This window comes from Reyranella sp. (assembly GCF_052439685.1).
Lineage (GTDB): Bacteria > Pseudomonadota > Alphaproteobacteria > Reyranellales > Reyranellaceae > Reyranella.
Window position 1 is genome coordinate 76218 of the sequence record NZ_JBQVQG010000002.1, and the last position, 11860, is coordinate 88077.

General features: G+C 64.9%; 10 protein-coding genes. 7 read left to right on the forward strand and 3 right to left on the reverse strand.

Features of this window, described 5'->3' with window-relative positions:
• Nucleotides 1-231: 231 nt before the first annotated feature.
• The gene (locus ACT6UX_RS03490; protein ID WP_444773753.1) at nucleotides 232-972 is read left to right on the forward strand and encodes an enoyl-CoA hydratase/isomerase family protein; all 741 of its coding nucleotides are present in this window, start codon (nucleotides 232-234) and stop codon (nucleotides 970-972) included.
• A 34-nt stretch (nucleotides 973-1006) separates the two neighbouring features.
• On the opposite strand, the gene ACT6UX_RS03495 is transcribed toward ACT6UX_RS03490, so the two are convergent.
• The gene (locus tag ACT6UX_RS03495) at nucleotides 1007-1531 is read right to left on the reverse strand and encodes a SixA phosphatase family protein (RefSeq protein WP_444773754.1); all 525 of its coding nucleotides are present in this window, start codon (nucleotides 1529-1531) and stop codon (nucleotides 1007-1009) included.
• Nucleotides 1532-1652: 121 nt separating this feature from the next.
• Between ACT6UX_RS03495 and ACT6UX_RS03500 the strand changes: the two genes are divergently transcribed.
• Both ACT6UX_RS03500 and ACT6UX_RS03505 read left to right on the forward strand, forming a co-directional pair.
• The gene (locus ACT6UX_RS03500) at nucleotides 1653-3812 is read left to right on the forward strand and encodes an RNA degradosome polyphosphate kinase (RefSeq protein ID WP_444773755.1); all 2160 of its coding nucleotides are present in this window, start codon (nucleotides 1653-1655) and stop codon (nucleotides 3810-3812) included.
• A 72-nt stretch (nucleotides 3813-3884) separates the two neighbouring features.
• Nucleotides 3885-5390 carry a Ppx/GppA phosphatase family protein gene (locus ACT6UX_RS03505; RefSeq protein ID WP_444773756.1) on the forward strand — a complete coding sequence of 502 codons (1506 nt, stop codon included), beginning with the start codon at nucleotides 3885-3887 and terminating at the stop codon, nucleotides 5388-5390.
• Between the two features lie 9 nt (nucleotides 5391-5399).
• Here ACT6UX_RS03505 and rnd read toward each other — a convergent pair whose 3' ends face one another.
• On the reverse strand, nucleotides 5400-6557 hold the full coding sequence (gene rnd, locus ACT6UX_RS03510; RefSeq protein ID WP_444773757.1) for a ribonuclease D: 1158 nt from the start codon (nucleotides 6555-6557) through the stop codon (nucleotides 5400-5402).
• A gap of 125 nt (nucleotides 6558-6682) precedes the next feature.
• Here rnd and aspS point away from each other — a divergent pair, with 125 nt between their 5' ends.
• Nucleotides 6683-8488, forward strand: coding sequence for an aspartate--tRNA ligase (gene aspS / locus ACT6UX_RS03515; RefSeq protein ID WP_444773758.1), 1806 nt, complete (start codon nucleotides 6683-6685; stop codon nucleotides 8486-8488).
• 83 nt (nucleotides 8489-8571) lie between these two features.
• On the forward strand, nucleotides 8572-9138 hold the full coding sequence (locus tag ACT6UX_RS03520; RefSeq protein ID WP_444773759.1) for a hypothetical protein: 567 nt from the start codon (nucleotides 8572-8574) through the stop codon (nucleotides 9136-9138).
• Here ACT6UX_RS03520 and ACT6UX_RS03525 read toward each other — a convergent pair.
• Entirely contained in the window at nucleotides 9098-10075 is a 978-nt protein-coding gene (locus ACT6UX_RS03525) for a 2-hydroxyacid dehydrogenase (RefSeq protein WP_444773760.1), read from the reverse strand. The genes ACT6UX_RS03520 and ACT6UX_RS03525 overlap by 41 nt on opposite strands.
• Nucleotides 10076-10262: 187 nt before the next feature.
• On the opposite strand from ACT6UX_RS03525, the gene ACT6UX_RS03530 reads away from it, so the two are divergent.
• Both ACT6UX_RS03530 and ACT6UX_RS03535 read left to right on the forward strand, forming a co-directional pair.
• On the forward strand, nucleotides 10263-11048 hold the full coding sequence (locus ACT6UX_RS03530; RefSeq protein WP_444773761.1) for an EipB family protein: 786 nt from the start codon (nucleotides 10263-10265) through the stop codon (nucleotides 11046-11048).
• A complete protein-coding gene (locus ACT6UX_RS03535; RefSeq protein WP_444773762.1) occupies nucleotides 11042-11845 on the forward strand; it encodes an EipB family protein in 804 nt (267 codons plus the stop codon). The genes ACT6UX_RS03530 and ACT6UX_RS03535 overlap by 7 nt, the downstream gene beginning before the upstream one ends.
• Nucleotides 11846-11860 lie beyond the last annotated feature (15 nt).

Sequence of the window (11860 nt, forward strand, 5' to 3'; positions counted from 1 at the left end):
AAGCTCCGAAGCGGATGGGGGCTCGACACCTCGGCGACAGGAATCATTATCCAAGGCCCTGTCGCCGGGGCTCCATTGCTTGCGCGCATCACCAACGAAGCGCCTCCGCAAATCTGGGCGGCGCCGGTTGGCGGTTGGAACGCTTTGACGATCGCATGAACGACTTCGTCGCCCAGGGGCGAGCACCTTTCACACCAATTACAGCTACAGCTACTGAGTAGGAGACAACTTATGGAACGTATCAAAGTCCGTGACTTCGACGATGGCGTCACGCTGTTCACGATCAATCGCCCGGAACGGCGCAATGCGATTTGTTCGAAAACGGCTATCGAGCTTCAACAGGCTTTCGCCAAGTTTGATAAGTCGACCCAGCGCGTTGCAGTCATCACGGGCGAGGGCAACGAAGCGTTCAGCGCGGGGGCCGACGTCAACGATGTCCCGGAGCTCTGGCGCTGTATTCCGACGGCAGGCGTGGGGACCGAAAAGCCCGTGATCTCCGCCGTGGCGGGTTGGTGTGTCGGCGGTGCGATCCTGCTGCCCATGATGAGCGACCTCGTCGTGGCGGCGGACAACGCGAAGTTCTCCTATCCCGAAGCAAAGCTCGGGTTGACGCAGGGAATGATCGTCGCAATGGCGGCCCGCATTCCTCATAAGATCGCAATGGAAGTGATCATGCTGGCGCGCATTCTCGATGCCAAGCGTGCAAAGGAAGTCGGTTTCATCAATGACGTCGTGCCTGTCGGGCAACACGTAGACGCGGCTTTGTCCATGGCGCGAGAGCTTGCTGGCATGGCGCCGCTCGTCTTGAAGACGCTCAAGCGCTTTGTGACCAACTCCATCCTGCCGCTGGGACCCAGCGAACAAATGGCGCGTGCCCGGCGGGACCTGGAGGTCGTCAGCAGCAGCCATGACTACCAGGAAGGATTCGCCTCCTACAAAGAGAAGCGTACTCCGGTCTTCGAGGGGCGGTAGCCGCCGCGAGTGACGACATCCCTTTAATGGGATGTCAGCGACTGTCGAAGTCGCGGGGCCGGACAAAGGCCAGTAGTTCGCAGGTTCCCGGACAGAGGTTGGTCCAGGGGCCCGAGGGTAGGCGGAGGGTGGCCAGGGCGCCGGTGGGATACTTCTCCCGCAGGCGCTCCAGCAGGTCCCGCGGGCCGTGTCCGGCAAGGGTGACTGCCAGTTCGCCGATGCCCTCGTTGTGGCCGATCAGCAGGACGGTTTCGACATCCTCGGGCAAGGCCTGCAGTCGCTCCAGCAGTTCGCTCTCGGAAGCGAGGTAGAGTTGCTTCTCGAGCGAGATCGGTGGCGCTGGACTGCCGAGAGGCTTCACCAGCGGCGCCAGGGTCTGGCGTGTCCGCGCTGCCGTGGAACACAGGATCAGATCGGGGCGGGGCGCCTTGGCCGCAATGTGGTCGGCCATGAGCCTGGCCGCGCGTTCGCCGCGATCGTTGAGCGGACGGTCGTGGTCGCTCTGGTTCGGCGTGTTCCAGGCGGATTTTGCGTGGCGAAGGAGGAGAATGTTCTTCACACTCGTCATTCCAATAAACGCAGTGAAAACAATGGTTTAGTTAAATGCCATGACAGGGTCATGTTGAGGCGCTACCGTTCCTGTGCATAATTTCAGGGAGAGTGCCCCTTCAGGGGTTCACATGGACGCGCTCAACTCCGCCGATCCGGCTTCGCTCGAAATACCACCCGACAGCCCGCGACGCTTCATCAATCGTGAACTGTCTTGGCTCGCCTTCAACACACGGGTGCTGGAGGAGGCGACCAACAAGCGCCATCCGTTGCTGGAGCGGGTGCGCTTCCTGTCGATCTCGGCGGCTAACCTCGACGAGTTCTATATGGTCCGGGTCGCGGGACTGGTCGACATGCTGCAGACCCGGTCCACGATGCTGAGCGATGATGGCATGACGCCGGCCGAACAACTCGTGGCGATCCGCGAGCGCGCCTCGATCCTGATGGCCCATCAGCAGGATGTCTGGGCGTCGCTGCAGGACGATCTCCGCGAAGCGGGGATCGCCGTGCTGGACGCGGGCGAACTCACGGAGGCGGAGCGGACCTGGCTCGACACCTATTTCATCGACCAGGTCTTCCCGATCCTCACGCCGCTGGCGATCGACCCGGCGCACCCGTTTCCGTTCATTCCCAATGGCGGCTTCTCGGCCATCCTAAAGCTGCAGCGGCGTGACGATCGCCGTCCGCTGATGGCCCTGCTGCCGTTGCCGCCGCAGGTCGACCGCTTCGTTCGGCTGCCGGGACCGGACATTCGCTTTCTTCCGCTCGAGGATCTGATCGACATCTACCTGCCGCGCCTGTTCCCCGGTTACGAGGTGATCGAACGGGCCTTCTTCCGCGTGATCCGCGACAGCGATGTCGAGATCAACGAGGAGGCCGAGGACCTTGTCCTGCTCTACGAGAGCGCGCTGAAGCGCCGCCGGCGGGGCGACCTGATTTCCATCTCGGTCAACAGCGCCATGCCCGCCGAGCTGCGCGACTTCCTGTTCGACCAGCTCGAGATTCCGGAGCAGACCCAGACCGTCCATGTCTTCCACCTCGACCGCATGCTGAACATCGGCGACGTGAAGGCGGTGATCGTCGACGACCGCGCCGATCTGAAGTTCGCGCCCTACAATGCCCGCTTTCCCGAGCGTATCCGCGATTTCGGGGGCGACTGCTTCGCCGCGATCCGTGCCAAGGATATCGTCGTCCATCATCCCTACGAGAGCTTCGACGTCGTGGTGCAGTTCCTGCGCCAGGCGGCGCGCGATCCCGCGGTCGTGGCGATCAAGCAGACGCTCTACCGAACGAGCGCCGATTCGCCGATCGTCAAGGAGCTGATCGCGGCGGCCGAGGCGGGCAAGACGGTTTCCGCGCTGGTCGAGCTCAAGGCCCGCTTCGACGAGGAGGCGAACATCCGCTGGGCGCGCGATCTCGAGCGCGCCGGCGTGCAGGTGGTCTATGGCTTCATCGACCTGAAGACGCACGCCAAGGTCTCGATGGTGGTCCGCCGCGAGGCGCAGTCGATCCGCACCTACGTGCATTTCGGGACCGGCAACTATCACCCGATCACCGCGCGCATCTACACCGACCTGTCGTTCTTCACCTGCGATCCCGCGATGTGCCGCGATGCGGCGCGCCTGTTCAATTACATGACCGGCTATGCGCGGCCCGAGCAGATGGAGAAGATCGCGTTCGCGCCGGTGACGCTGCGACCGACCCTCTACGGCCTGATCGATGCCGAGATCGCCAACGCCAAGGCGGGCAAGCCGGCGGCGATCTGGGCCAAGCTCAATTCCCTCGTCGATGGCGCCTTGATCGATCGCCTGTATGCGGCATCGAACGCCGGCGTGCAGATCGATCTGGTCGTGCGCGGCATCTGCTGCCTCAGGCCCGGCGTTCCGGGCCTCAGCGAGCATATCCGCGTCAAGAGCATGGTCGGCCGGTTCCTCGAGCATGCGCGGATCATCTGCTTCGGCAATGGCCGCGCTCTGCCGTCGATGGAGGCCAAGGTCTTCCTGTCGTCCGCCGACTGGATGCCGCGCAACCTCGACCGTCGCGTCGAACTGCTGTGTCCCGTGGAGAACCAGACCGTGCGCGAGCAGGTCCTCGACCAGATCATGGTCGCCAACCTCAAGGACGACGGCCAGAGCTGGCTGATGTCACAAGACGGTAACTATCATCGGCCGCCGACCGGCAAGGAACCGTTCATCGCGCACCACTATTTCATGACGAATCCGTCGCTCTCCGGGCGCGGCAGCGCGTTGAAGCTGAGCGGAGCCGTGCCACGGCTGGTTCTGAGCTCCTGAGCGGCCAGCGGCGTCGGGTCGCGGCCGAATTGGCGCTGTAATCCATCCCGGTTTCGGCTAGAGGGAGCGCGCATGGACGGCCACCCGACCGCAGGCGCCACCGCCTCGCGCACCCCTCTCCGGAAGGGCCGCGTTGGCATCATCGACGTCGGCTCGAATTCGATCCGGCTCGTGGTCTACGAGCGGGCGAGCCGCGCCCCGCTGCCGGTCTTCAACGAGAAGGTCCTGTGCGGGCTGGCGCGGGGCCTCGACGCCACCGGGCGCCTCAATCCGGAAGGCGTCGAAATGGCGCTGGCCAACATCGACCGCTTCGCGACCCTGGCGCACAACATGAAGGTGACGTCGCTCGACCTGCTGGCGACCGCCGCCGTGCGCGATGCCGCCGATGGTGCGGATTTCATGCGCGAGCTGGCCAGTCGGCCCGGCATCGTCGCCCATACGGTGAGCGGCCAGGACGAGGCGCGCTATTCGGGCTATGGCGTTATGTGCGGCATGCCCGGTGCCGAGGGCGTCATGGGCGACCTGGGCGGCGGCAGTCTCGAACTGGCCTCGCTCTCGCAGGGGCGTCTCGGCTCTTCCACCACCTTGCCGGTCGGTCCACTGCGGCTGATGTCGTCAGGCAAGGGCGACCCCCGCAAGGCCGTCGTCGATGCCATCGAGGGCGTGCGCTGGCTGCGCGAGGAGCAGGGCAAGACGTTCTACGCGGTCGGTGGCGCCTGGCGTGCCTTCGCCCGACTCCACATGGAACAGGCGGGTTACCCGCTGCACATCATCCATCAGTATGAGATTGCGGCCGACGAGGCGCGGGCGGTGGCCCGGCTGATTGCCGTTCAGAGTCCCAAGTCGCTGGAGAAGATGCCGGGGGTGTCGCGTCGCCGCGTCGACACGCTGCCGCTGGCCTGTCTGGCGCTCGACAGACTGCTGGCGGTCCTCAAGCCCAGGGCCGTGGTCTTCTCCGCCTTCGGCCTGCGCGAAGGGTTCTACTATTCGCGGCTGAGCGAGCAGGAGCGGGCGCGCCATCCGCTGATTGCCTTCGCCGAGGAGCAGGGCGAGAGCTGGCATCGCTTCGATCTCTCGCCGCGGGAAATCTTCGATTGGCTTTCGTCCGCCTTTGCCGACGAGAGCGAGAGCGAGCGGATCCTGCGCACGGCCGCCTGCCATCTCAGCGACATTTCATGGGACGACCATCCCGACTACCGCGCCGACCAAGCCTATTTCCGCGTCCTGCACCTGCCGGCGCCGGGGATGAGCCATCGCGAGCGCGCGATCCTCGCGATGACGCTGACCTACCGCTACAAGAGCGAGCCCAAGGCGGCGATGATCGATACGGCGCTGCGCCTGACCGACAGCAAGGGGCGCAGCTTCGCCCGGCGGCTCGGCGCCTGCCTGCGACTGGCCTACAATCTGAGCGGCGGTGCGCCCGGGCTGCTGCCGCAGCTGCAGCTGCGGCGGACCGAGCGCGAACTGCGCCTCCTGGTGCCGACGGCGCTGAAGCGGAGCCTGGGAGACGTGACCGCGCGGCGGCTCGAGACCGCCGCGCAGGCCTTCGACCTCAAGCCGATGATCGTGACTGCCTGAGGAAGGCCCTTACTCGTTCGGAGGGAGCTGGATCAGCTTGGGCTGGTCGCCATTGAGCGCCAGCGCCAGCCGGCCCTCGATCAGGTCCACCGCATCCGCCCCGAAAACTTCGTTTCGCCAACCCTTCAAGGCCGCGATGTCGCGCTTGCCGGCGGCCAGCCGGTCGAGTTCGTCAGCGCTGGCCACCAGCCGGCCCGCGACGCCGGCCTGTTCCGCCTTCAGCCGCAGGAGGGTGCGCAGCAAGTCGACGATGGCGCCGGGCGCGCGAAGTTGCTCGGGGGCCTTGTCGCGGACCGGTAGATCGGACTCCGGCAAGGCACGCGCACGCTCGATCGCTTCCATGAGCTCGCGTCCCTGCCAGCCCTCGGCGAAGCCTCGCCCCAGCCCGCGGGTCGCCGCCAGTTCGTCGATCGATTTCGGGGCGTGGCTCGCGATCTCGAGGAGCTGCTCGTCGCGCACCAGCCGCTGGCGCGGAATGTCGATCCGCTGTGCCGTCCGCTCGCGCCACGCCGCGATCTCCTTCAGCACGGCCATCATGCGCGGGGAGGCGCCCCGGGGCTTCAACCGGCGCCAGGCCTGTTCGGGATCGGCGCGATAGATGCCGGGATCGCTCAAGACGGCCATTTCCTCGGCGATCCAGGAGAAGCGGCCGGTCTTGTCGAGCTGCTTCTTGAGCTTCTCGTAGACCACCCGGAGATGGGTGACGTCCGACAGCGCGTACGTGATCTGGCGTTCGCTGAGCGGCCGGCGGCTCCAGTCGGTGAACCGGCTCGACTTGTCGATCTTGGCTTTGGCAAGACGCGTCGCGAGCGATTCATAGGAGGCCGCTTCGCCGTGGCCGCAGACCATGGCTGCGACCTGGGTGTCGAACAGGGGACCCGGCACCTTCTGCAGACGCAGATAGAAGATTTCTAGGTCCTGGCGGGCCGCATGGAAGACCTTGAGGACCTTGGGATTGAGCATCAGCTCGTCGAGCGGGGCGAGGTCGATGCCTTCGGCCAGCGTGTCAATCGCTGCCGCGTCGTCCGGACCGGCAACCTGGGCCAGGCAGAGCTTGGGCCAGTAGGTCCGCTCACGCATGAACTCGGTGTCGACGGCAATAAACTCGGTATCGGCGAGGGGCTTGCAGAATGCCGCCAACTCGTCGGTCGTTGTGATGAGCTTCATTGGGAACGATCTATAGACCCCACAGCGCGTTCGGCAAAGTTGTCGTGAACGGAAACCGGCCGTTCCCTTGACTTGCCTCGGCTTTCGGTGCCTTTTGCCGGGCCTCCAAACCCGGAAAATACGTCATGTCTTCAGTCTACCGAACCCATACGTGCGGCCAGCTTCGGCCCGAGCATGTCGGCCAGCAGGCCCGTCTTTCAGGCTGGGTGCAGCGCAAGCGCGACCATGGCAATCTGCTGTTCATCGACCTGCGCGACCATTATGGCGTGACCCAGGTGGTGGTGGACGTCTCGAGCCCGGTCTTCAAGTCAGCCGAGGCCGTTCGCACCGAGAGCGTGATCACGGTGACCGGCAAGGTTGTGGCCCGCGAGGCCTCGACGGTGAACGCGAGGCTGGCGACCGGTGCCGTCGAACTCGATGCCGCCGACCTGATCGTGCAGTCCATGGCCGATCCGCTGCCGATCCCGGTCTACCAGGAAAACGACACCACCCCTGAGGAACTGCGGCTCAAGTACCGCTTCCTCGACCTGCGCAAGGAAAAGCTGCACAAGAACATCATTCTGCGCAGCCAGGTGATCGCGAGCCTGCGCCGGCGGATGATCGACCAGGGCTTCACCGAGTTCCAGACGCCGATCCTGACGGCCGACAGTCCCGAAGGCGCGCGCTCCTATCTGGTGCCGAGCCGCCTCCACCCCGGCAAGTTCTACGCACTGCCGCAGGCGCCTCAGATGTTCAAGCAGTTGCTGATGGTGTCGGGCTTCGACCGCTACTTCCAGATCGCGCCCTGCTTCCGCGACGAGGATGCTCGCGCCGACCGTTCGCCAGGCGAGTTCTACCAGCTCGATTTCGAGATGAGCTTCGTCACCCAGGACGACGTGTTCGAGGCGATCGAGCCGGTGTTGGGCGGCGTCTTCCAGGAATTCGCTTCGTTCAACCGCGAGACGCCGCGCAAGGTCTCGGCCTTTCCGTTTCCGCGCATCCCGTTCGCCGAAGCCCTCCTGTCCTTCGGGACCGACAAGCCCGATCTGCGCAACCCGCTGCGCATTTTCGAGGTGGGCGAAGTGTTTGCCGGCTCGGAGTTCAAGGTCTTCGCAGGCATCGTCGCCAAGGGCGGCGTGGTCCGCGCCATCCGCGCACCGAAGGCCGCCAGCCAGCCGCGCAGCTTCTTCGACAAGCTGAACAGCTGGGCCCAGAGCGAGGGCAAGCCGGGCCTCGGATACATCACCCTGGAGAACGGGGCCGGGAAGGGGCCGATCGCCAAGTTCGTGGCCGACGAGCGTCTGGCCAAACTAAAGGAGCTGACCGGCGCCGAGGACGGCGATTCGGTTTTCTTCGTGGCCGACACGGCCGACACCGCGTGGAAGTTCGCCGGACAGGCGCGAACCAAGGTCGGCCAGGAGCTCGGCGTGATCGACGAAGACCAGTTCGCTCTGTGCTGGGTCGTCGACTTCCCGATGTTCGAGTACGACGACAAGCTGAAGAAGATCGACTTCAGCCACAACCCGTTCTCGATGCCGCAGGGCGGTCTCGAGGCGCTGGAGACGCAGGATCCGCTCACCATCAAGGCTTGGCAGTACGACATCGTCTGTAACGGCATCGAACTGTGCTCGGGCGCGATCCGGAACCACAAGCCGGAGATCATGTACAAGGCGTTCGGTATTGCCGGGTACAGCAAGGAAGAGGTCGAGGCGCGCTTCGGCGGCATGCTCAACGCCTTCAAGTTCGGCGCTCCGCCGCACGGCGGCGCCGCGCCGGGCGTGGATCGCATCGTGATGCTGCTGGCCGACGAACCAAACATCCGGGAGATCATCACCTTCCCGATGAACCAGTCGGCGGTCGACCTGATGATGGACGCACCTGCCGAGGTGCCGGCCGAGAAGCTGCGCGAATTGCATATCGGATTGCGCCTGCCGCCGCCGCGGAAGGACTAGATCCCGCAGGGAAGAGTGCAAATTGACTGAGCCGGCAAGGTTCAGTACAATCAATGAGTTATAGTCTTTTTATAAAGAAGATTATGAGCTCATTTCAGCTCTCTTCCCTGTTCCTGCTGCCTCTGGTGGCGGGAATGGCGCTCCTCACGAGCGCTTGCGGGGTGCCCGTCGCCGTTTCGGCGGCGAGCTACGCCGCCGATGGTGGACTGCTGGCAACTTCCAACAAGACCTCGACCGACCATATCGCTTCGGTGGTCACCAAGAAGGATTGCGCAATCTGGCGCGTCTTCCGTGGCCGTCAGATGTGTACCCAGCGCGCGGACGGCGAAGACCCTTACGATACCGACTATACCGAGCCTCAGCGCTCCGTCTCGGAAAGCGGCGTCTCCTATTCCTCGCCGCTGCGGCCGCAGTCCGACATGCCGGCCGTGAGCTGGGATGCGGCGACCTACGAGGCGCCGGCGGCCGCCCCGCCTGCACCGACGCCGGCCGCACGACAGGAACCCGTCGCGGCAACCGTCGAGCCGGTCCCGGCGCGGGTTACGCCTGCGCCAACCGTATCGTCGACTCCGAGCAAGTCCAAGAAGGCGAGGACAGCCCAGCGTTCGGCTAAGAAGCCTTCACGAGGTCCGGCGGCGCCTGCCCCCTGAGCAGGAAGGCCTCGAGATTGTCGAGCGCCTTGAAACCCATCGCGTTGCGGGTTTCGACGGTGGCCGAGCCCATGTGCGGCAGCAGGAACGCGTTCTCGAGCCCGTAATAGCCCTGATGGATGCGCGGCTCACCGTCGAACACGTCGAGACCGGCCGAGGCGAGATGACCGCTCTTGAGGGCCGCGATCAGCGCCTCGTCGTCGACCACGCCACCGCGAGCCGTGTTCACCACGATCGCGCCCTTCGGCAGCCTGGCGATGCGCTCGGCATTGACCCATTTTGTCGTCGCCGGCGTCATCGGAGCGTTGATCGAAAGGAAGTCGCAATGCGGCAGCATCTCGTCGGGATCGGCATGGAAGATCGCGCCCTTCTCGAGTTCGGGCGCCAGCCTGCTGCGATTGGAGTAGTGAATCTGCATGCGGAAGGCGCGGGCGCGGTCGGCCGTGGCCTGTCCGATACGGCCCATGCCGAGGATACCCAGTCTCTTGCCGGTGACATGGGTGCCCATGAGCTGCGTCGGCGTCCAACCGACCCAGTTGTGGGTCCGAAGCATCGTGGAACCCTCGTGCGCGCGGCGCGCGGCTCCCAGCAGGCAGAGCATGGTGATGTCGGCGGTGGCGTCGGTCAGCACGTCGGGCGTGTTGCTCACGACGATATTGCGCTTGGCCGCAGCCGCCACGTCGACATGCTCGTAGCCGACGGAGAAGGTGGCGATCATTCGGACCGAGGCGGGCAGGGCGGCGATGGTCGCGGCATTCAGGGCGTCGCCGGCGGCGCACATGATCCCGTCGAAACCGGCTGCAGCCTTGGCGAGTGCCGCCCCGTCATACAGCCGATCTTCCGGGTTGAGCTGCGCGTCGAAGTTCGCCGCCAGGCGCGCCTCCACCTCGGGTGGGAAGTGGCGTGTGGCGATGACCCTGGGCTTGCCCTTGCTCATTGACGATTTCCTCCCTGTGCAGCCCTGACGCAGGCGATCATTCTGGTGTTCCGCGCGCATGGATATTACGCTTGCCAGCCCGGCTACAAGGTCTGGCATTTCAAGCCATCGTCAGTTGACCACGTATAGTATTCGCCGTCCTCCCATCCAAACAGCGGTTGTCGTCGCCGCCGTCGGCGTTCTCCTGTTGCTGGGCCTGTGGATAAACCACGCCGATGCGCAACAGCAGGACCAGCCGCTGGTGCCGCATCGCGCGACTTACGACATGAAGCTAGCGGTGGCCCGACCCAACAGCGGCATCGTCGAGGTCAGCGGCCGGATGGTGCTGGAGACCGTCGAGGCTTGCGAAGGCTGGGAGGTCAAGCAGCGGATCAAGCTCACCTTCCTGCGCAATGACGGCGACGAGTTCACCACCGATTCGAGCTTTACCAGCTACGAAACGAAGGACGGTCTCTCGCTTCGCTTCAGCGTCCGCAATATTCAGGACAACGAGGTCGAGGAGGAGTTGCGCGGCCATGCCGATCTAGAGGCGCCCGGTGCGAAGGGGCGGGCGAGCTTCACCTTGCCGGAGGCCCGGAGCTTCGAACTGCCTGCCGGAACGCTCTTCCCGACGACGCATCTCATGCTGGTCCTTCGTCATGCCCGCGACGGTGACAAGTCGGCCTCCTATCTGGTGTTCGATGGGGCCCGCCTCGACGGCGCCTTCCAGGTGAATGCCGTGATCGGCCGGCCACCGCGCCAGACGGGTGCGCCGGTAGTGCGCGGTGATGTGGCGCTCCTGCGCAACCAACCCGCATGGAGCGTGCGGTTCGCCTTCTTCGCCACCGGTGACCAGGGGGCCCCGCCGGAGTACGAATTGGCCCTCGACTTGCTGGGCAACGGTATCGCCCGTTCGATGCTGCTGGACTACGGTGACTTCGCCGTGGATTCCCGTCTCGTTCAACTCCAAGCCCTGCCGAGGCCACGATGCTGATTCGCCGCCTGCTCGCGCCCGTTACCGGTTTCCTCGTTCTCGCGGCTCCGGCGATGGCGCAGGAGATGGTGCCTCATCGCGCCGTCTACGAAGTCGGCGCGATCGAGAACGGCAAGCCGACCGGCGGCGCGCCCGGCACCTATGCCTACGAGTTGAAGCTCACCTGTGACGGCTACGTCATCTATCAGCGTCTGCGCCTGGAGACCGCCGGCCAGCGGTCGACGGTGGTGAGCGAGCAGCAGACCCAGATGACTGAAAGCAAGGATGGCCGGAAGCTGACCTTCGAGCATCGCACCGTTACCGGCGGAAAGCAGACGAGCCTGATGAAGGGCGAGGCGACCATGTCCGACGACGGCACAGGGGAGGCGCGCTTCAGCGATCCGCCGAACCAGACGGTCGCGCTGCCGGCGGGGACGATGTTTCCGGTCGCGATCGCACGCGCGACCATCCGCGCCGCCAAGGCCGGCGAGAACGGCATCGATGCGCGCTTCTTCTTCGGCGACAAGGTGAAACCGCCCCAGCAGGTCAATGCCGTGATCGGCAAGGTGCCGAGGCGGCTCGCCGACGTGAAGATCCCGGAGGGAGCGGAGGAACTGGTCGACGGCCGTACTCGCATCTATTACCGCGCTGGCTTCTTCGACACCGAGGCGAAGGGACAGGGCGAACCCGCTTTCGAAATGAGCAGTGTCACGCTGGATAACGGCATCGAACTCTACGGCACACACGAGCAGGGCGAGGGTGGCATCGAATACCGTATCACCCGCCTGGAGCCGCTTCCCAAGCCGGAATGCAAGTAGGCTTTGCCTGGAGGC